This window comes from Streptomyces sp. NPDC051018, assembly GCF_044456085.1.
Lineage (GTDB): Bacteria > Actinomycetota > Actinomycetes > Streptomycetales > Streptomycetaceae > Streptomyces.
Genome location: NZ_JBITFN010000010.1, coordinates 279,594 through 299,578, shown reverse-complemented (window position 1 = coordinate 299,578; position 19,985 = coordinate 279,594). Strand labels below are relative to the sequence as shown.

Here is a 19,985-nt window from a genome sequence, read left to right as displayed (position 1 = left end):
GCACCCGTGAACGACCGGGGTGCCGTGCCCCGTCACGGGCCCGTGTCCCGGGTCGCCGCCGGTGTGCGGCCCCCTCCGCTCATGTGCCCCGCCCCGGACGTTCACACCCCGCGGCCGGGCTCACAACATCGATTCTGTCCGCAGTCACCGACTTCAGCCACCGCCTGTGGACAGAGCCTGTGGACAACACCCTGGCAGCCATGAGCCCGCAATGCCGCACATCGGTCATATTTACGCCTAGTCTGACATTGCGCCCGCCCGTTCTGCCCACAGGGCTTGCGCCAACGCTCCCCTCCGGTTAAGGGAAGGACGGCCAACGCCATGCCCGCAGATCTCGCCGTCATCGGACTCGGTCACGACGGCCTGCCCCTCGCCCAGGCCGCGGTCGCCGCAGGCATCCAGACCATCGGCTACGACACCGACCCGCGGCACCTCACCGGACCGGCGGCGGGCCGCACCCCGGCCGACATCCGCCGTATGGTCTCCGGCGGGTTCAGGACCGTCACCGACGCGGCCGAACTCGGCCGCGTCCGCACCGCCGCCATCTGCGTCCCCACCCCGGTCGGCGCGGACGGCAGCCTCGACCTCACGGAACTGGCCGAAGCCGCCCGCGCCCTGGCCTCCCGGATGCGCCCGCACACCACCGTGCTGCTCGAATCGGCCGTACAGCCCGGCACTACGGATACCTTCCTGCGCCCCCTCCTCGAAGAGGGCTCCGGGCTGCGCGCGGGCCGCGACTTCCATCTCGCGTACTCCCCCGGCCGGGTGGACCCCGGCAGCCGTACGCACGACTACGCCAACACCCCCAAGGTCATCGGCGGCCTCACCCCCGCCTGCACCGAGTCCGCCGCCGCCTTCTACGGCCGGCTCACCGACAAGGTGGTCCGGGCCCGCGGCCCGCGCGAGGCCGAGACCGTCAAGGTCCTGGAAACGAACTTCCGGCACGTCAACATCGCCCTGGTCAACGAGATGGCGGTCCTCTGCCACGGCCTGGGCGTGGACCTGTGGGACGTCATCCGCTGCGCCGAGACCAAGCCGTACGGCTTCCAGGCGTTCCGTCCGGGGCCCGGCGTCGGCGGCCACGGCGTCCCCCTGGACCCCGGTCCGCTCCCGCACCAGGGCCGTACCCCCCACCATCCGCTGCGGATGGTGGGTCTCGCCGAGGAGATCAACAGCCGGATGCCCCAGTACGTCATCCAGCGCTGCGCCACCCTCCTCAACGAGCACGGGAAATCGGCGCGCGGGGCACGCGTCCTGCTCCTCGGCATCACCTACAAGCCCGACATCGCCGACCTCCAGGGCTCCCCCGCCACCGAGATCGCCCGCCGGCTGATGGACCTGGGCGCGGCCGTCAGTTACCACGACCCCTACATCCCCGACTGGCGCGTCCACGAGCAGCCCGTACCGCGCGCCGACTCCCTCTACGAGGCGGCCTCCGGAGCGGACCTGACCGTGCTGCTCCAGCACCACAGGACCTATGACCTCCAGGGTCTGGCCGTGAAGGCGCAACTCCTCCTCGACACCAGGGGCGCCACGCCGGCCGGAGCGGCCCACCGCCTGTGACCGGCGGCGCGAAGGCCCGGCACCTGGAAACCGCCCCGCCGTGAGGTTCCGGGCCTTCGCCGCGATGCCCGAGCCGCAAACCTGACGAACCCGCGGACCGAACGAACCCGAGGACCGAACGAACCGCGCACCGAACGGAATGCCCGCGGGAGACGGGGAACGCCACGGAAGCGGGACCGCCCGGCGGAAGCGGAACGCCTGCCGAAACGGGGAACGCCCGGCGGAGGGTCCCGTCGGGCGTTCCGGGGCGGTCAGCGCTTGTGCTGGGAGTCCGCGACCGTGACCTCGACGCGCTGGAACTCCTTGAGCTCGCTGTAACCCGTCGTCGCCATGGCCCGCCTCAGCGCGCCGAAGAAGTTCATGGAACCGTCCGGGATGTGCGAGGGGCCCGTCAGGACCTCCTCCGTGGTGCCGACGACACCCAGGTCGACCAGCTTGCCGCGCGGGACGTCCTCGTGCACGGCCTCCATGCCCCAGTGGCGGCCGCGGCCCGGCGCGTCCGACGCGCGCGCCAGCGGCGAGCCGATCATCACGGAGTCGGCACCGCAGGCGATCGCCTTCGGCAGATCGCCCGACCAGCCCACACCGCCGTCGGCGATGACATGGACATAGCGACCGCCGGACTCGTCCATGTAGTCACGCCGGGCCGCGGCCACATCGGCCACCGCCGTCGCCATGGGCACCTGGATGCCCAGCACGTTGCGGGTGGTGTGCGCCGCACCGCCGCCGAAGCCGACGAGAACGCCCGCCGCGCCCGTACGCATCAGATGCAGGGCCGCGGTGTAGGTGGCACAGCCGCCGACGATGACGGGGACGTCCAGCTCGTAGATGAACTGCTTCAGGTTCAGCGGCTCGGCGGCGCCCGAGACGTGCTCCGCGGAGACGGTGGTCCCCCGGATCACGAAGATGTCGACACCCGCGTCCACGACGGCCTTGGAGAACTGCGCGGTCCGCTGCGGCGAGAGCGCCGCGGCCGTCACCACACCCGAGTCGCGGACCTCCTTGATGCGCTGCCCGATCAGCTCTTCCTTGATCGGCGCGTCGTAGATCTCCTGGAGCCGGCGGGTCGCGGTCCCGGCGGGCAGTTCGGCGATCTCGTCGAGCAGCGGCCGGGGGTCCTCGTAGCGGGTCCACAGACCTTCGAGGTTCAGGACGCCGAGCCCGCCCATCTCACCGATGCGGATCGCGGTCGCCGGGGAGACCACGGAGTCCATGGGAGCGGCCAGGAACGGCAGGTCGAAGCGGTAGGCGTCGATCTGCCAGGCGATCGAGACCTCCTTCGGGTCCCGCGTGCGCCGGCTCGGTACGACGGCGATGTCATCGAACGCGTACGCCCGGCGGCCGCGCTTGCCGCGCCCGATCTCGATCTCAGTCACCTCTGTGGGCCTTTCCCTCTGTGTCAGCGTCTACCAGTATCCCCGACGCACGGATGAGGGGCGGTACCGGAATACCCGATACCGCCCCTCCACGCGCGCGTGGCGCAACGTTCCGCGGCGCCGGGCCGGCGGCCTGCGCGGGCTCCGTCCGGAGCGGGCCGTCGGCGGGCGCCCGGTACCTACTGCCGCCCGTTACGTACTGCTGCCCGCCGCTACTTCCTGCTGTAGTTCGGCGCCTCGACCGTCATCTGGATGTCGTGGGGGTGGCTCTCCTTGAGACCCGCCGAGGTGATCCGGACGAACCGTCCGTTCTCCTGGAGTTCGGGGACGGTACGTCCGCCGACGTAGAACATGGACTGGCGCAGTCCGCCCACCAGCTGGTGGACGACGGCGGAGAGCGGCCCGCGATACGGAACCTGGCCCTCGATGCCCTCCGGCACCAGCTTCTCGTCGGAGGCGACGCCCTCCTGGAAGTAGCGGTCCTTCGAGAAGGAGCGCTGCTCGCCACGGGACTGCATAGCCCCGAGGGAACCCATGCCCCGGTACGACTTGAACTGCTTGCCGTTGATGAACAGCAGCTCACCGGGCGACTCCTCGCAGCCCGCGAGCAGGGAGCCCAGCATCACCGTGTCCGCGCCCGCCACCAGGGCCTTCGCGATGTCTCCGGAGTACTGGAGGCCGCCGTCGCCGATGACCGGGACACCGGCCGACTTGGCGGCCAGTGACGCCTCGTAGATCGCGGTGACCTGGGGTACGCCGATTCCGGCGACCACACGGGTCGTACAGATGGAGCCGGGGCCGACGCCGACCTTGATGCCGTCCACACCGGCGTCGATCAGCGCCTGCGCGCCGTCGCGGGTGGCGATGTTGCCGCCGATCACATCCACACCGGCGGAGTTCGACTTGATCTTGGCGACCATGTCGCCGACCAGCCTGGAGTGGCCGTGCGCGGTGTCGACGACGATGAAGTCGACGCCCGCCTCGATCAGTGCCTGGGCGCGCTCGAAGGCGTCACCGGCGACTCCGACCGCCGCGCCGACGAGGAGGCGGCCGTTGCCGTCCTTGGCTGCGTTCGGGTACTGCTCGGCCTTGACGAAATCCTTGACCGTGATCAGACCCTTGAGCACACCGGCGTCGTCGACCAGCGGAAGCTTCTCGATCTTGTGGCGGCGCAGCAGCTCCATGGCGTCCACACCGGAGATCCCGACCTTGCCGGTGACCAGCGGCATCGGGGTCATGACCTCACGCACCTGGCGGCTGCGGTCCGACTCGAAGGCCATGTCGCGGTTGGTGACGATGCCGAGCAGCTTGCCGCCCCGGTCGGTCACCGGGACACCGCTGATGCGGAACTTCGCACACAGCCGGTCGGCGTCGGCAAGGGTCGCGTCCGGGTGCACGGTGATCGGGTCGGTCACCATGCCGGACTCGGAGCGCTTGACCAGATCCACCTGATTGGCCTGGTCTGCGATGGAGAGATTGCGGTGCAGCACACCCGCGCCACCCTGCCGCGCCATCGCGATGGCCATCCTGGCCTCGGTGACCTTGTCCATCGCGGCGGACAGCAGCGGGATGTTCACCCGCACATTCTTCGAAATGTGCGAGGAGGTGTCGATCTGGTCGGGAGCCATGTCGGACGCGCCTGGCAGCAGCAGCACATCGTCGTAGGTCAGCCCGAGTGTCGCGAATTTTTCGGGCACTCCGTCGACGTTGGTCATGACACCTTCCCCAAATGGCCTTGATCGGTGCGGATGTCCATGCTAACGGCCCCGGGCGCCGTCTCATTCCACGATCAAGATCGCTCAGCAGCTTTACGCAGGGCCCCGTACGTCATACGGACGGGAAAGGCCGAACGACTCATCGCGGCGCCGGCCGAATCGCCGTACCGCCGAAGTGACGCCCGCGCTCGTGCCGGGCGGTGTGCCCATGGCCGCGGCGGCCGGGTCCGGGTTCGGGTTCGGGGGAACGGACTCAGGAGGTGTCACACGGCTCCCCGGAAGCCCGTCGCGGGGTCGTGCCCCCGGCCTGGTTGTGGCACCCGGCCCCAGAACGGCACCCGGTCCTCAGGACGGCTCCCGGTCTCCAAGGAGCCTCGGGGACATGACCTCCGGGGCACAGCCTTCGGGGCACACGGCCTCCGGGACATGGCCTCCGGGGCCGCTCTCACTGCTCGGCGAGCGCTCGCAGTCGGCTGAGGGCGCGGTGCTGGGCGACCCGCACCGCGCCGGGGGACATGCCCAGCATCTGTCCGGTCTCCTCGGCGGTCAGACCGACCGCGACCCGCAGCACCAGCAGCTCCCGCTGGTTCTCGGGGAGATTGGCGAGGAGTTTCTTGGCCCACTCGGCGTCGCTGCTGAGCAGCGCGCGCTCCTCCGGGCCGAGGGAGTCGTCGGGGCGCTCCGGCATCTCGTCGGACGGTACGGCCGTCGAGCCCGGGTGGCGCATGGCCGCCCGCTGGAGATCGGCGACCTTGTGCGAGGCGATGGCGAAGACGAAGGCCTCGAAGGGCCTGCCGGTGTCCCGGTAGCGCGGGAGCGCCATCAGTACCGCGACACAGACCTCCTGGGCGAGGTCCTCGACGAAATGGCGCGCGTCACCGGGCAGCCGGTTGAGCCGGGTACGGCAGTAGCGCAGGGCGAGAGGGTGCACATGCGCGAGAAGATCATGCGTGGCCTGCTCGTCTCCGTCGACGGCACGGTGAACGAGCGCACCGATCACCGTGGTGTTGTCGTCACGCATCGGTCCATGGTGCCTTGGTGGCCGTTCTTCCGTGGCACCGCGTCCCATGTTGTGCACCGAAGCGTTATGAGCAGGTGCGCCGGAACTCATGGCCTGCGCCCTCCCCTTCCGCTCGACCGACTCCCCGAGGAACTCCACATCTCAAGGATGCGGCATCGCGGGGAAAACAGGCGCCCGAAGCCGCTCTTACCCCCGCCCACCGTACGGCGGGCGGGGTCCGTACGGCCCCGGGGGGAGTCATGCCCTGTCCCGCCCAAGGCCAGTCCCGCGGATTCCGAACGCGCCCGGGGGCCGGGGCACAGCACCCCGGACCGGCGTGATCGCCCCGGGCCCGCCCGATCGTCCCGGCCGGCCCGGCCTGGTCCATGAGCGGGGCCCCGGGGCCCGGGCCGTGTCGTCACCATGGCGCCGTACGCCCGATGGGAGGGGCGGGAACTCCGACGTCACGGCCCGGGGGCCGGGACACTCCGGTGCGGTGACGGGATCAGCGGACCAGGCCCCAGCGGAATCCGAGCGCGACCGCGTGCGCCCGGTCCGAGGCGCCCAGCTTCTTGAAGAGCCTGCGGGCGTGGGTCTTGACCGTGTCCTCGGAGAGGAACAGCTCACGGCCGATCTCGGCGTTGGAGCGGCCGTGGCTCATGCCTTCGAGCACCTGGATCTCCCGCGCGGTGAGCGTGGGCGCGGCGCCCATCTCGGCCGAGCGCAGCCGGCGCGGGGCGAGCCGCCAGGTCGGGTCGGCGAGGGCCTGGGTGACCGTGGCGCGCAGTTCGGCGCGCGAGGCGTCCTTGTGCAGATAGCCCCGGGCGCCCGCGGCGACCGCGAGTGCGACGCCGTCGAGGTCCTCGGCGACGGTCAGCATGATGATCCGGGCTCCCGGATCGGCGGACAGCAGCCGCCGGACGGTCTCGACGCCGCCCAGGCCGGGCATGCGTACGTCCATCAGAATCAGATCCGAGCGGTCCGCGCCCCAGCGGCGGAGGACTTCCTCGCCGTTGGCCGCGGTCGTCACGCGCTCGACGCCGGGCACGGTCGCGACCGCGCGGCGGAGCGCCTCTCGGGCAAGCGGGGAGTCGTCGCAGACGAGGACGGATGTCATGGCCGCCCTCCGCAGCTGATGCGCGTCACCTTGTGCCTCCAGGCTGGGTACGTTTTGTCACCTGTGCGGTTGAACGCACTCGGACATGTGCCCGAGCGCTCGTTCCTTCAACCGCCTCCGACCTACCAACGACGGTCACTCGAAAGAGTTACGGGTTCCCCGACTCTCTTCAACACTCCACGCGAGGGGCCGTGTGCGGAGCGGAGTCGACGGCGTGTCGCGATGAATTTTGCGGAAGCGGAGGGCGGATACCCAGTGGAGGCAGGCCGGGGCGCCGCAGGTCAGCGAAGTTTCACTCGGACGCTATGCCCCATTTAGACGCATTTCTTCACTTTGAGTAGTGTCTGGGGCTAGATTCGCAATGAATCATATTTACATCTACTTCGATAGTAGATGTACGGTCGTGGGGCATGGTGCGGGTGCCGGGTGCGGCTCGTACCCGGTACGCGCACGACCTGACCGAATCCACTCAGCACGGTTTCAAGGGGCAAGCGCTATGGCAGATTTCTCCCGCCTTCCCGGACCCAACGCCGACTTGTGGGACTGGCAGCTCCTCGCGGCCTGCCGTGGGGTGGACAGTTCACTCTTCTTCCACCCCGAAGGCGAGCGGGGTGCCGCGAGGAGTGCGCGCGAGAACTCGGCGAAAGAGGTTTGCATGAGGTGCCCGGTACGCGCGGAATGCGCGGCACACGCGCTGGCGGTGCGGGAGCCGTACGGCGTGTGGGGCGGACTGACGGAGGACGAACGCGAGGAACTGATGGGACGCGCACGGCACCGGCTCATCCCGGCAACGAGCGGCGCCTCGGGGGCGGGCGGACGAGGGTGATGCTCCCCATAAACGAAGAAACGTTTCTGTAGGTAGAGGGCGTCCGGGCTCCCCGCCGGGCTCGATGCGACCCCGCGCTCTCCGGGCAAGCCCCCGGTGGGCGGACCCTGCCGGGGCCGCCCCTCCCCGTATCCGTACGGGTACGGGCAAGTCGGCATGCCCGGGGCCCCCGGGGTCCGATGGGGTCCCATGGGGAAGGGGTTCGGTTCGGGGGGCGGCGCACTCGCGGCCGGGCCGGTCTCCGTGCCGGGCCGGCCCGGCGGGCGGCCCTTCCCCGGCTCCTCCCCCAGGCCCGCTCCCGGTCCGGGCGGGAGTCGACCGCGCTCCGGCGGAGCGGAGCATGTGTCAGGGGCAGGGCGGGCGAGGGGCCACGGAGCCACTGCGGGCCCGGCAGACACGGGCGCCGGGCCGATCCGACGGACCCGGACCGCGTGGCCCGAAGGCCCGTACGACCGAAACAGCCGACTGACAGAAACGGCCGGTGCTACGGAAACAGCCGGCGTTACGGAAACAGCCGGTGTCCCCGTCGGTAGCGCTGCCCGGCCGATGCGTGGCCGTGCGGGGTGGCACGGGCCGGGGTCGGTGTGGCCTCCGCAGGGGCCGCGAAGGGCAGGCGGGGCAGGGGGCGGTGTGGGGCGGGTCAGGGGGAGGCGGCGAGGGCGAGGTGGGTGAGGGTCGCTGCGACGGCCGGGACCTGGGCCAGGTCGGGGAGGGTGAGGGCGACGATCTCGCGGGTCACCCGGGGCTCCACCACGACCGTACGGGTGGCCTTGGGGCGTACCGATTCCAGGGCCAGTTCGGGCAGCACCGCGACACCGAGGCCCGCGGCCACCAGTCCGATCACCGCCGGGTAGTCGTCGGTGGCGAAGTCGATACGGGGGGTGAACCCGGCCGCCTCGCACACCTCCACCAGCCGGCGGCGGCAGCGCGGGCAGCCCGCGATCCAGGGTTCGTCGGCGAGGTCGCCGATGGAGACCGTGCCGGACTCGGCGAGGGGGTGCTGCTCGGGGACGAGCCCGACGAGGCGGTCGGTGAGCAGGGGGCGGACGATCAGGTCGTCCCATTCCGCGTCGCGCTCGGCACCGGTGTAGCGGAAGGCGAGTGCCACATCGCAGTCGCCGTCCCTCAGCATCTCCACCGAGCGGGGCGGCTCCGACTCGACGAGGGAGACCCGGGTGCCGGGGTGGGCGGCGCGCAGGGCGGCCAGGGCGGTGGGGACCAGGGTGGAACTGCCGCTGGGGAAGGAGACGAGGCGGACCCGCCCGGCACGCAGTCCGGCGATGGCCGCGACCTCCTCCTCGGCCGCGGTGAGCCCGGCGAGAATGCCGGAGGCATGACGTACGAGGGCCTCTCCAGCCTGGGTCAGCCGCATCTCCCGGCCCGTACGGATGAGCAGCGGGGTCCCCGCGGACGCTTCCAGGGCCTTCATCTGCTGGCTGACGGCGGGCTGTGTGCACCCGAGGGCGCGGGCCGCGGCGGAGAACGAACCGGTGGTGGCCACCGCGCGCAGCACTCGGAGATGGCGGGCCTCGATCATCCTTCGACTATAAGAGAAACTTGGAGGCAGCGGTAATAACTGGCTGGATGGTTTGAGGCACCGAAGGTTAGCGTGGGCTCATGAAACTTCTGACCGTGAATGTGGGCCGTCCCAAGGCCGTCGATTACTCCGATTCGCCCGGCGGTCTCACCGGTATCGACAAGCGGCCGACGGACGGACCCGTTCGGGTGACAGACCCCGGTCCGGAGGGTGAGGGAGGCAGCGGCGTCGCCGGTGACGCGGTCTGCGATCTGCGCCATCACGGTGGCACCCACCAGGCGGTGTACGCCTTCGCGCGTGAGGATCTGGACTTCTGGGAGCGGGAACTCGGCCGCCCGATTCCCAACGGCACCTTCGGCGAGAACCTCACCACCTCCGGGCTCGATGTCAGCGGGGCACTGATCGGTGAGCGCTGGCGCATCGGCGGGCAGGTGGTGCTGGAGGTGACGAGCGGCCGGATTCCCTGCCGTACGTTCGCGGGTTGGCTGGGCGAGAAGGGCTGGGTCAAACGCTTCACGCGACAGGCCGAGCCCGGTGCGTATCTGAGGGTCGTCGAGCCCGGGGAGATCCGCTCGGGCGACCCGATCGAGATCGCGTACCGTCCGGACCACGGCGTGACGGTCTCCCTGACGTTCCGCGCCAAGAGCACCGAGCGGACCCTGCTGCCGTCGGTTCTCGCGGCGGGCGACGCGCTCCATCCGGAGCTCCTCCGCATCGCGCGCACGTACCAGGAGAAGTACCAGGAGAAGTAAGCGGTACCGGGAGCAGTGCGAGGGGCGTACGGGGTCCGCCTCATCCGCACCACTACCGTCTGCCGTACCACGAAGACCGGGGAATGACAGGGCAGTTCGTGGTCGTGGTGAAGGGGCGGCGGACGGGGAAGGTCCATACGCCGGACCGGCACGCGGGGCACTAACGTGCCGCCTATGACGACTGCACTGATTACGGGAGCGACCGCGGGGATCGGTGCCGCGTTCGCGCGGCGGCTCGCTGCCGATGGACGCAATCTGGTCCTGGTGGCCCGCGACACCAAGCGGCTGCAGGAGCAGGCGACCGAACTGCACGACCGCCACGGGATCGAGGCCGAGGTGCTGACGGCGGACCTCTCGCGGGACGCCGGGATCTCGGCGGTCGAGCAGCGGCTCGCCGATCGCCGCCACCCCGTGGATCTGCTGGTCAACAACGCGGGCTTCGGCAACAAGGGGCGCTTTCTCGAAGTGTCCATGGCGGATGAGCTGACGATGCTGAAGGTCCATTGCGAGGCCGTGCTGCGGCTCACGGCCGCCGCGGCCGGGCCGATGCGCGAGCGCGGCCGGGGCGGGGTGGTCAATGTGGCGTCGGTGGCGGCCTTTGTGCCCCGGGGGACCTATGGCGCGTCCAAGTCGTGGGTCGTGCAGTTCACCCAGGGCGTCGCACGGGACATGGCGGGGTCGGGGGTACGGCTGATGGCCCTGTGCCCCGGCTTCGTCCGCACCGAGTTCCATCAGCGGGCCGGGATGGGTACGGACAACATCCCCGGGTGGATGTGGCTGGACGCGGACAAGCTGGTGGAGGCCGCGCTCGCCGATCTGGCGCGCGGGAAGACGGTCTCCGTTCCCGACCCTCGGTACAAGGCGCTGATGGGAGCGGTGAAGCTCGCACCGCGCGGGCTGCTGGGCGGAATCACGTCCAAGACGGGCAGGAAGTACGGCCCGCGGTAAGCGCGTGGCCGCTGGTGCCCAGGCGGCCCCGGTCCGCTCCTCGATCGGCGCACCCGGCGGGGGCCCCGTCGCCAGGGCCGTCGCCACGCCCCTCCGCAGAACGGCGGCCCCGGTCACGACCAGGGCGATGACCGGTAACCCGGCGAGAACGAGAGCCGAACCGGGGCCGGGGACGACCGCGAGAACGAGAGCCGAGGCCAGGACGAGGGCCGGACTCAGGGCAAGAACAAGGGCAAGGGCCGGGGCCGAGGCGGGGAAGTGGGGCAGGCGGCGGCAGATGCCCGGTGCGGACGGGTTGAGCGGACCCGGCCGACCGGTGCGAAACAGCTTCATGGGTACCTCCGGCAAAGACATCAGCGGTCACGGAATGTGCAACACCCCTGCACGAGGAGTGCTGATACCACCATGCACCACGCCACTGACAGTGACGCCCGCCGAGCCGGAGCCAGGGGCGGAGCCGGAGTCCGGGCCCGTGCCGGAGCCGGGCCCGGAGGCCGGGTCACGCACAAGGACGGGGACCCGGAGGGGGATGAAAACCTGGACGGAGACGGGGACGGAGACGGAGACGGGGACATGCAGGAGGACGGCGGCTCGGGCAAGGGCGGAGGCATGGACATGGGCGGGGACGAGGGCAGGGACGGAGACGACGGAGGCGGAAACCGGGACCCCGCAAAGCTCCAGGGCCGGGACCCCGCAGGGCTCCGGGACCGGGACCCGGGAGGACTCCGGGGCCGGGACCCCCGCCCCGAGGTGCTGCTCGCCATGGAGCCCGGTATCGCCGAGCGGCTGTTCACCGACCGCCATCTCGCCCGGCTCACCGCGCTCGCCCGCACCGATCCCGGGCTGATCGCCCATCAGCTGACCGCCCCCGACCCCCGGATCGCAGCCGCGCTCGCCACGGCCGAAGTGCTGCTGACCTGCTGGGGAGCGCCCGAGCTGAACGCCGCCGTACTCGAAGCCGCTCCCCGGCTGCGCGCGGTCGTCCACGCGGCGGGTTCCGTGAAGCACCACATCACCGACGCCTGCTGGGAACGCGGGCTCGCGGTGTCCTCCGCCGCGTCGGCGAACGCACTGCCCGTGGCCGAGTACACGCTCGCCGCGATCCTCTTCTCGGGCAAGCGGGTCCTGCCCTCGGCCCGGCTCCACGCGGAGCTGCGCGGCGCCCACGACTGGCTGCGGGAGCTCGCGGACACGGGCAACTACCGCCGTACCGTGGGGATCGTCGGAGCGTCCCGGATCGGACGGCGGGTGATCGAGCTGCTGCGCCCGTTCGACGTACGGGTCCTGCTGTACGACCCTTACGCGACCGACGCGGAGGCGTCCGCGCTGGGTGTCGTACGCACCGATCTGGACGGGCTCTGCCGGCGCAGCGACATCGTCTCGGTCCATGCCCCGGAACTGGCGGCGACTCGCCATATGCTCGACGCCCGGCGGCTGGCGCTCATGCCGGACGGGGCCACCCTGATCAACACCTCGCGCGGTTCGCTGATCGACGGCGACGCACTGCTGGCGGAGCTGGTCTCGGGCCGTCTGTACGCCGTACTCGATGTGATGGAGCCGGAGGTTCCGGACGCGGACTCGCCCCTGTACACCCTGCCGAATGTGCTGCTGACCCCGCACATCGCGGGATCACTCGGCAATGAGCTGCACCGGATGGCGGATCTGGCCCTCGACGAGCTGGAGCGTTACGGGAAGGGGCTGCCGTTCGCCGAGCCGGTCCCGGCCGAAACGCTGGGACGCTCCGCGTAGGGCACGGGTGGCACGGGGGCGGGGCCAGCGGACCGCCCGACGACAGGCCCCCGGCCCACCGGAACCACCGGAACCACCGCGGCAGAAGACCCGAATCCCCGGGGCCCAGGCCCCGCCCCCACCCATACCACCCCGAAACGGACCGAGCCCGGTGCCCCCGCGACGGGGGCACCGGGCTCGGCCGTGGTGCGTGGCGAAATCGGTCAGTGGGAGTGACCGTGGCCGCCGTGTCCGGCGTCGGCCTCTTCCTCGGCCGGCTTCTCGACGACCAGGGTCTCGGTCGTGAGCAGCAGGGACGCGATGGACGCGGCGTTCTCCAGGGCGGAGCGAGTGACCTTGACCGGGTCGATGACACCGGCCTTCACCAGGTCGCCGTACTCGCCGGTCGCGGCGTTGAAGCCCTGGCCCTTGTCCAACTCGGCGACCTTGGAGGTGATGACATAGCCCTCAAGGCCGGCGTTCTCGGCGATCCAGCGCAGCGGCTCGACGGCGGAGCGGCGGACGACGGCGACACCGGTGGCCTCGTCGCCCTCCTTGCCCAGGTTGCCCTCCAGCACCTTGACGGCGTGGACGAGCGAGGAGCCACCACCGGAGACGATGCCCTCCTCGACCGCGGCGCGGGTCGCGGAGATGGCGTCCTCCAGACGGTGCTTCTTCTCCTTCAGCTCCACCTCGGTGGCGGCGCCGACCTTGATGACGCACACGCCGCCGGCCAGCTTCGCGAGGCGCTCCTGGAGCTTCTCGCGGTCCCAGTCGGAGTCGGTGGACTCGATCTCGGCCTTGATCTGGTTGATCCGGCCCTTGACGTCCTCGGCGTTGCCGCCGCCGTCGACGATGACCGTGTCGTCCTTGGTGATGGTGACGCGGCGGGCGGTGCCCAGTACGTCCAGACCGGCCTGGTCGAGCTTGAGACCGACCTCCTCTGCGATGACGGTGGCACCGGTGAGGGTGGCCATGTCCTGGAGCATCGCCTTGCGGCGGTCGCCGAAGCCGGGGGCCTTGACGGCCACGGCGTTGAACGTGCCGCGGATCTTGTTGACGACCAGGGTCGACAGCGCCTCGCCCTCGACGTCCTCGGCGATGATCAGCAGCGGCTTGGAGCCACCGGCCTGGATGACCTTCTCCAGGAGGGGCAGCAGATCCTGGATGGAAGAGATCTTGCCCTGGTTGATCAGGATGTACGGGTCGTCGAGGACGGCCTCCATACGCTCCTGGTCGGTCACCATGTACGGCGACAGGTAGCCCTTGTCGAAGGCCATGCCCTCGGTGAAGTCCAGCTCCAGACCGAAGGTGTTGGACTCCTCGACGGTGATGACACCGTCCTTGCCGACCTTGTCCATGGCTTCGCCGATCAGCTCACCGACCTGCTGGTCCTGAGCGGAGAGCGCGGCGACGGCGGCGATGTCGGCCTTGTCCTCGATCGGACGGGCGGTGGCGAGCAGCTCGTCGGACACGGCCTTGACGGCGGCGTCGATGCCCTTCTTCAGCGCGGCCGGGGAGGCACCGGCGGCGACATTGCGCAGACCCTCGCGGACCAGCGCCTGGGCCAGAACGGTGGCGGTGGTGGTGCCGTCACCCGCGATGTCGTTGGTCTTGGTCGCCACCTCCTTCACCAGCTGGGCGCCGAGGTTCTCGTACGGGTCCTCGACCTCGACCTCGCGGGCGATCGTCACACCGTCGTTGGTGATGGTGGGGGCGCCGAACTTCTTGTCGATGACGACATTGCGGCCACGGGGGCCGATCGTCACCTTGACGGTGTCGGCAAGCTTGTTGACGCCACGCTCGAGGGCGCGACGGGCGTCCTCGTCGAACTTCAGGATCTTCGCCATGAGAGCGTTCCTGTCCTCTTCTGAATACGAACTGCGCCCCCAGCGCCCGGATATGAGGTCAGCGGGGGCCAGGGGCGCAGATCAAGACAAACGGAGTACGTGCCGGGTACGGGGTTCGCGGGAGCGATCCCGTGAACCCCGACCTGTTCCGGCTTACTTCTCGACGATCGCGAGAACGTCGCGGGCCGAGAGGACGAGGTACTCCTCGCTGTTGTACTTCACCTCGGTGCCGCCGTACTTGCTGTAGAGCACGACATCGCCGGTCTTGACGTCGAGCGGCAGGCGCTCGCCGTTCTCGAAGCGGCCCGGGCCTACCGCGAGGACGACGCCCTCCTGGGGCTTCTCCTTCGCGGTGTCCGGGATGACCAGGCCGGAGGCCGTGGTCTGCTCGGCGTCGAGCGGCTGGACCACGATGCGGTCCTCAAGCGGCTTGATGGCAACCTTGGAGCTGGCGGTCGTCACGATCCGACCTCCCCCTTCGGAGATCTCACGGGGTTAACTGATCTAGAGGTGGCGACCAGGTCGATCCGTCGTCGCGGGTGCCGGACCTGCCCGTCGCTGTGTTGGCACTCTCCGGTGGGGAGTGCCAGAGCCGAGACTATGACTGCGATTAGCACTCGGTCAAGCGGAGTGCCAATGCGGCGGGCGTGGCGGGGGTACGACGGGGGCGATCAACAGGCATGCACGCCCCCTGGGGGCAGCCACTCGTACGGGTTTCCCGGCGCCGGATCCCCGCCGGTCCCGGTACGGAGGCGGCACGCCCCCGGCGGTCCCGCGGACGCTTCCGGCGAGCCCGACCCGCCCGACCCGGCCAACTCTGCCGGCCCTGTCGGCCCGCGTGCCCTCTCAGGGAACACGGCCGCCCGGGCGGGACGGGTGGACGGTCCGGCGGGGGTGCGCGGGGGAGTCACGGACGCGGTGGACGCGGTGGATACGGTCCAGCAGACGCGTCGTGGATTCGGTCAGCGCCGGGGCGCGCATCCCCCGCGAAGACGCTCCCGTGCCGGCACGGGGGTGCACCGAGCGCCCGGCGGGCGAGGCGGCCGTCTCGCCCGTGGCCTTCCGCACCGGGGTCCGCCGAGAGCCGTACGCGGGCGGTCCGGGGTCTCCGGGCCGGGTCTCCCCGGCTCCCGGCCCGGCCTTCTCCGCGCCCGGCCCGGGCATGGCTGCTTCCCCGCCCGGCCCGGACAGGGCCCCTTCCGCGCCCGATCCGCCGGACCGCCCTCCCCCGGGCCCGGGGCGGGCACCACCGGCCCGGGCACCACCCGCGCCGGTCGCGCCGTTGTGGGAGTGAACCGCCTTGCGCCCGAGCCGTTCGATGGGGTCGACGGAGACGGCGGGGTCCATGGACGGCGGCAGGCAGCCGGCGGTTCCGGACATCACCCCGGCCACCACCGCGAGAGCCCCGGCCCATCCCCTGACGAGGCCGGGGACTCGCGTCATGCCCGCCCCTCCCCGACAGGCCGCCCGGGCGCCCCGCTCCAGCCCGGACGGAACAACTCCGATAGTTCCGGCAACGGCGACGACTTCAACAACGACAGCCACGGCAACGACTGCGCCGACAGAGGCTGCTGCTGCTGAATCGTCAAGGACATGAGGATTCTGTGGGTGCCGTGGGCTCTGCGGGCGCACAGGCAAGGACCCCCGGACGACGGCTCATACGTAGTCCTCCAGCCTGGCCACGGCGTACCCCTTGTCCGTCACGGTCTTCATGACCTGGCGGATCATGTCGGGCATGGAGCCCTTCCAGTCGTCGCGGCCCCGGAAGTGCGTGAGGATGATGTCGCCCGGATGGAGGTCCCGGTCCCACTCCCGCCACTCCATGTGGTCGGGGAACGCCTCGGCGGCCCACAGCGGCACCGCCTTGATGCCGCAGGACTGGGCGGCGCGCAGGGTGTCCTCGTTGTAATTGCCGTACGGCGGGCGGAAGAGCGGGGGGCGCTTCCCGTACCGCTTCTGGAGGATGTCCTGCTGGCCGCAGATCTCCTTGCGCTGCGCGGCGTACGAGAGGCCGGGCAGATAGCGGTGGTTGAGGGTGTGATTGTGCAGGGGGACACCACGGTCGCGCATCCGGCGGAAGTAGCCGTAGTCACTGCTGACCAGATAGTCGCTGAGGAAGGCGCTGTACGGGATCTGGAGGTCGCTCATCATGCGGAGCAGCTCGGGGTCCTTCTCCGCGCCGTCGTCGATCGTCAGGAAGACGATCTTCTCCTTCACCGGCACCGTCGTGAAGACCGGCGGCAAGGACGCGCCACCCTTCACCTCGAAGCCCTTGCGGGTGGTGAGCTTGGGCTTGACGGTGGGCGGCTGGGGCGCGGGCAGCGGCGTCTTGGCGAGCCCCCACTTCCTGGCCGCCGTGGCGCGTGCGGCCTGGGTGCGCTTGACCCGGTTCACATACGCGGCCAGCGAACCGGCGGGCCCCGCCTGCCGCGCCGCCTGGTCCGCCTTCTCGACCTGTTCGGCCTCGGCGTGCTGCCCGGGCTGCTGTTTCGCGCCGACCCGGCCGTCCGGGACCTCGGCGGCACAGGCCGAGCCGAGGAATCCGGCGAGCAGGGCGGCCGCGACCGCCCGGCGCCGGGAGCGGCCCCGGGCGGCCCCCGGACCGCCTCTCCCGGCCGTTGCCGCGCGGCCGATGCCCTGCATTACCGCACTGTTTCCGTTTTGTCTGACTAGCTGCATGGCGCCGGATCCTGTCAGCACGGATCCGTACGAGCCGGACGACACCGCCACCACCTGCGGACCGTGACCCTCCTGGCCGACAGGGGACACCGCTCCTGGCCCACAATGGACCGGGTGAACGACCTCTCCGCGCTCCTCACCGACGAGGGCCAGGCCCTGCTCACCCGGCTCCGCGACCACGACCCCTCGCAGGAGCTGGCGCTCGCCACCCGGCTGCGCCGCGACCACCCGGCCGACCTGGTCTCCGCCGCCCTCGGCCAGGCCCGGCTGCGCCAGCGGGCGGTGGCGAAGTTCGGCGCGGAGGACGCGTACCGCATGTACTTCACACCGAACGGTGTCGAGCAGGCCACCCGGAGACCGGTCGCCGAGTACCGTGCCGCCCGTTTCACCGCGCTCGGGGTGCGCTCGGTGGCGGATCTGTGCAGCGGTGTCGGCGGTGACGCGATCGCCCTGGCCCGCGCGGGCATCCGGGTGCTGGCGGTGGACCGCGACCCGCTGACCGCCTCCGCCGTCCGCGCCAACGCCGAAGCGCTCGGGCTGGCGGATCTGATCGAGGTCCGGTGCGCGGATGTGACCGAGACCGACACCTCCGCGTACGACGCCGTCTTCGTCGATCCGGCCCGCCGGGGCGGCAGGGGCCGGGTGTTCGACCCGGAGGCGTACTCCCCGCCGCTCTCCTGGGCGATCGACGCCGCCCGCGCCCGTCCCCACGCGGCACTCAAGATCGCGCCGGGTGTCCCCCATGAACTGGTCCCCGACGATTTCGCGGCGGAGTGGATCTCGTACGGGGGCGAGGTGAAGGAGGCCGTGCTGTGGTCCGGCACGGCTCCGCGGGCCGTCACCGCGACCCTGCTCCCCGGTCCGTACACCCTGACCGGCCGGGGCCTGCCGAACCCCCCGGTCCGTCCCGTCGGCCGCTATCTCCACGAGCCGGACGGCGCCGTCATCCGCGCGCATCTGGTCGCCGAGGCCGCCGAGGAGCTGGAGGGCGGGCTGATCGACGAGACGATCGCGTACATCACGTCCGATGCGCTGCGGCCGGTGCCGTACGCCACCGCGTACGAGATCACCGACCGGCTGCCCTTCGGTCTGAAGCGGCTCAAGGCGCTGGTGCGCGAGCGCGGGATCGGGTCGCTGACGGTGAAGAAGCGCGGCTCGGCGGTGGAGCCGGAGGAAGTGCGCCGCAGGGTGAAGCCCCAGGGACCGAACGCGGCGACCGTCTTTCTGACCAGGATCGCCGGAGCCCCCTCGATGCTGATCGGCCGACCCGTATCCGCATCGGCCGAGACCTCTGAGGAATCAGCCGGAACCCCCAAGAGCGAAGGGACTTCCTGAAATGCCCCTGCATCCCGAAGGCATGCTGACGACCGGACCTTTGATACAGATCGTCGGGGCGGCTGCGAGCGGGCCGGATCCGCTGGAGTGGCAGGTCCTGCGGTTCCAGCGGACCACGCGGACCGAGTACTGGGAGGCGTCCTGGCGGCACCCGCTCCAGCCGCTCGCGTCCCAGCTCGACTATCTCGCGATGACCCTGACACCCGAGTTGTTCGCGCGGTGTCCACCGGCGGAACGAGAGATGTGGACGAAGGCGGCGGACGGCAGGCCGATCACCGAGTTCATGACGGATCTGGCGATGCTGCTGAGGCTGACCGACCGGCAGGCGGACACACCGTACGACGAGGTTCCGCTCGCGGGCTGGGAGGCCCGGGCCCGGTTCCCGCTGCTGATGAACCTGGACGCCTGGGCGTACGACGGTGAGTACGGCTCCTTCGCCGAGAGCCATCAGAACTGGCTCGACAATGAACACCCCAACTGCGAGTGGGATGTCGTTCCCATGCTCGGGCAGGCGGTGGAGGCGCTGGCGCTCGTCTCACGGTTCGAGGGCTTCGGCGAGGCGCTGCTCGCGCACGCGTCCGGCGCGACGGCCGCCACGCTGTCGACCGTGGTCGCTCTCGGTGCCGCACATCTGAAAGACCGTCACCGGGCCTGAGAGGACTCCTCCGGCGTGCTCTCGTCGTGTCCTCGCTGTGCCCTCGCCGGGCCCGTGCCCCCGGTCATCGGCTCAGCGGTGGGCTCCGCCGCGTTCACGGGCCGGTACCACCGTGAGCAGCCCGGCCGCCCAGCGGTGGTGGTCGATCGCCTTGATCAGGCCGAGCACACCCGCCGCGCAGAGGATGAGACCCGTCCCCAGGGCGAACGCGAACAGGCTGTACGTCGTACGGCCGGTGTCCCGCGCGGGGTCGGCGCTCGCGGGCGCGAGGGTGGTGAGCCACAGACCACCCGTGGTGAGCGCCAGGGACACGAGGAGCCAGGACACGACCGAACCGGTTCTCTGATGGCGGGTGTCCCCCGCCGGGTCGACGGCCACCGCCGCCCACTGCCGGAGCAGCGCGCGTACGGCCCGGTCGCGGCGGACACCGACGACCAGGGCGGCCACCGACGGCACGAGCGCCAGCAGAGCCAGGAGGCAGGTGACGACGGCGAAGATCACCGTGAACCCGTCCACGGTGTCGTCCAGCGAGATCAGCGCGGTGCTCAGCAGGGCCCAGGCCAGTTCACATCCGGCCACCACCAGTAACAGGAGCAGCAGCCGCACCGGGCCGACGGACCGTCGGGTCAACTCCTCCAGGGCCCGTGTCCGGTCGGCGAGCAGGGTCTCGCGGTCCGGGCGCCGGGGCGCGGTCCGGGCGCCCGTGCAGCGGGGGTGCCCCGGCCCGGACGGCGGGGGTGGAGGTGGGGGGAGCTCCGGCATGCGCGCGAGACTATCGGCCGCGACGGGGTCCGCCGGGGTCAACTCGCATGATCCACAAGGAGCTTGCCGTTCCGGGCCCGTGGTCCTCGCCCGCCGTACGGAGGGCAGCCGGCCGCTCACCGGACTCAGCCGGCAGCCGACG

General features: G+C 71.0%; 17 protein-coding genes. 7 read left to right on the top strand and 10 right to left on the bottom strand.

Annotated elements, in window-relative coordinates; all coding sequences use genetic code 11:
- Positions 1 to 321 precede the first annotated feature (321 nt).
- Positions 322 to 1,563: a nucleotide sugar dehydrogenase gene (locus ACIBCM_RS19845; RefSeq protein ID WP_399244873.1), complete on the top strand. Its 1,242-nt coding sequence runs from the start codon at positions 322 to 324 to the stop codon at positions 1,561 to 1,563.
- 251 nt (positions 1,564 to 1,814) lie between these two features.
- Here the strand turns inward: ACIBCM_RS19845 and ACIBCM_RS19840 are convergent, their stop codons facing one another.
- The 4 genes from ACIBCM_RS19840 to ACIBCM_RS19825 form a co-directional block, all read right to left on the bottom strand.
- Positions 1,815 to 2,939, bottom strand: a complete 1,125-nt coding sequence (locus tag ACIBCM_RS19840) for a GuaB3 family IMP dehydrogenase-related protein (protein ID WP_399244871.1) — start codon at positions 2,937 to 2,939, stop codon at positions 1,815 to 1,817.
- 212 nt (positions 2,940 to 3,151) lie between these two features.
- Complete coding sequence (gene guaB / locus ACIBCM_RS19835; protein ID WP_399244869.1) at positions 3,152 to 4,654, bottom strand: IMP dehydrogenase; 1,503 nt, start codon at positions 4,652 to 4,654, stop codon at positions 3,152 to 3,154.
- A 445-nt stretch (positions 4,655 to 5,099) separates the two neighbouring features.
- Entirely contained in the window at positions 5,100 to 5,675 is a 576-nt protein-coding gene (locus ACIBCM_RS19830) for a sigma-70 family RNA polymerase sigma factor (protein WP_389266341.1), read from the bottom strand.
- Positions 5,676 to 6,159: 484 nt separating this feature from the next.
- The gene (locus ACIBCM_RS19825) at positions 6,160 to 6,771 is read right to left on the bottom strand and encodes a response regulator transcription factor (RefSeq protein ID WP_003948568.1); all 612 of its coding nucleotides are present in this window, start codon (positions 6,769 to 6,771) and stop codon (positions 6,160 to 6,162) included.
- Between the two features lie 496 nt (positions 6,772 to 7,267).
- Here ACIBCM_RS19825 and ACIBCM_RS19820 point away from each other — a divergent pair, with 496 nt between their 5' ends.
- Positions 7,268 to 7,597, top strand: a complete 330-nt coding sequence (locus ACIBCM_RS19820) for a WhiB family transcriptional regulator (protein ID WP_399244867.1) — start codon at positions 7,268 to 7,270, stop codon at positions 7,595 to 7,597.
- Positions 7,598 to 8,237: 640 nt separating this feature from the next.
- Here the strand turns inward: ACIBCM_RS19820 and ACIBCM_RS19815 are convergent.
- Complete coding sequence (locus tag ACIBCM_RS19815) at positions 8,238 to 9,134, bottom strand: LysR family transcriptional regulator (RefSeq protein WP_399244865.1); 897 nt, start codon at positions 9,132 to 9,134, stop codon at positions 8,238 to 8,240.
- Positions 9,135 to 9,214: 80 nt separating this feature from the next.
- Here ACIBCM_RS19815 and ACIBCM_RS19810 point away from each other — a divergent pair, with 80 nt between their 5' ends.
- The 3 genes from ACIBCM_RS19810 to ACIBCM_RS19800 all read left to right on the top strand — a co-directional run bounded on the left by ACIBCM_RS19810 (position 9,215) and on the right by ACIBCM_RS19800 (position 12,583).
- Positions 9,215 to 9,886 carry an MOSC domain-containing protein gene (locus ACIBCM_RS19810; RefSeq protein ID WP_399244863.1) on the top strand — a complete coding sequence of 224 codons (672 nt, stop codon included), beginning with the start codon at positions 9,215 to 9,217 and terminating at the stop codon, positions 9,884 to 9,886.
- A 174-nt stretch (positions 9,887 to 10,060) separates the two neighbouring features.
- Positions 10,061 to 10,834 (top strand): SDR family NAD(P)-dependent oxidoreductase, encoded by a 774-nt coding sequence (locus ACIBCM_RS19805; protein ID WP_399244861.1) that lies wholly within the window; start codon positions 10,061 to 10,063, stop codon positions 10,832 to 10,834.
- Positions 10,835 to 11,596: 762 nt separating this feature from the next.
- Complete coding sequence (locus ACIBCM_RS19800; RefSeq protein ID WP_399244911.1) at positions 11,597 to 12,583, top strand: hydroxyacid dehydrogenase; 987 nt, start codon at positions 11,597 to 11,599, stop codon at positions 12,581 to 12,583.
- A 203-nt stretch (positions 12,584 to 12,786) separates the two neighbouring features.
- Here the strand turns inward: ACIBCM_RS19800 and groL are convergent, their stop codons facing one another.
- The 4 genes from groL to ACIBCM_RS19780 form a co-directional block, all read right to left on the bottom strand.
- Complete coding sequence (gene groL, locus ACIBCM_RS19795; RefSeq protein ID WP_399244859.1) at positions 12,787 to 14,412, bottom strand: chaperonin GroEL; 1,626 nt, start codon at positions 14,410 to 14,412, stop codon at positions 12,787 to 12,789.
- A gap of 153 nt (positions 14,413 to 14,565) precedes the next feature.
- Complete coding sequence (gene groES, locus ACIBCM_RS19790) at positions 14,566 to 14,874, bottom strand: co-chaperone GroES (RefSeq protein WP_399244857.1); 309 nt, start codon at positions 14,872 to 14,874, stop codon at positions 14,566 to 14,568.
- Between the two features lie 384 nt (positions 14,875 to 15,258).
- Positions 15,259 to 15,855 (bottom strand): hypothetical protein, encoded by a 597-nt coding sequence (locus ACIBCM_RS19785; RefSeq protein WP_399244856.1) that lies wholly within the window; start codon positions 15,853 to 15,855, stop codon positions 15,259 to 15,261.
- Positions 15,856 to 16,068: 213 nt separating this feature from the next.
- A complete protein-coding gene (locus ACIBCM_RS19780; RefSeq protein ID WP_399244854.1) occupies positions 16,069 to 17,055 on the bottom strand; it encodes a polysaccharide deacetylase family protein in 987 nt (328 codons plus the stop codon).
- A 141-nt stretch (positions 17,056 to 17,196) separates the two neighbouring features.
- On the opposite strand from ACIBCM_RS19780, the gene ACIBCM_RS19775 reads away from it, so the two are divergent.
- Together ACIBCM_RS19775 and ACIBCM_RS19770 are read left to right on the top strand one after the other, a co-directional pair.
- On the top strand, positions 17,197 to 18,426 hold the full coding sequence (locus ACIBCM_RS19775; RefSeq protein WP_399244910.1) for an SAM-dependent methyltransferase: 1,230 nt from the start codon (positions 17,197 to 17,199) through the stop codon (positions 18,424 to 18,426).
- A 1-nt stretch (position 18,427) separates the two neighbouring features.
- Complete coding sequence (locus ACIBCM_RS19770; protein WP_399244852.1) at positions 18,428 to 19,081, top strand: hypothetical protein; 654 nt, start codon at positions 18,428 to 18,430, stop codon at positions 19,079 to 19,081.
- A gap of 72 nt (positions 19,082 to 19,153) precedes the next feature.
- Here ACIBCM_RS19770 and ACIBCM_RS19765 read toward each other — a convergent pair whose 3' ends face one another.
- Complete coding sequence (locus ACIBCM_RS19765; protein WP_399244850.1) at positions 19,154 to 19,843, bottom strand: hypothetical protein; 690 nt, start codon at positions 19,841 to 19,843, stop codon at positions 19,154 to 19,156.
- Between the last annotated feature and the right edge of the window lie 142 nt (positions 19,844 to 19,985).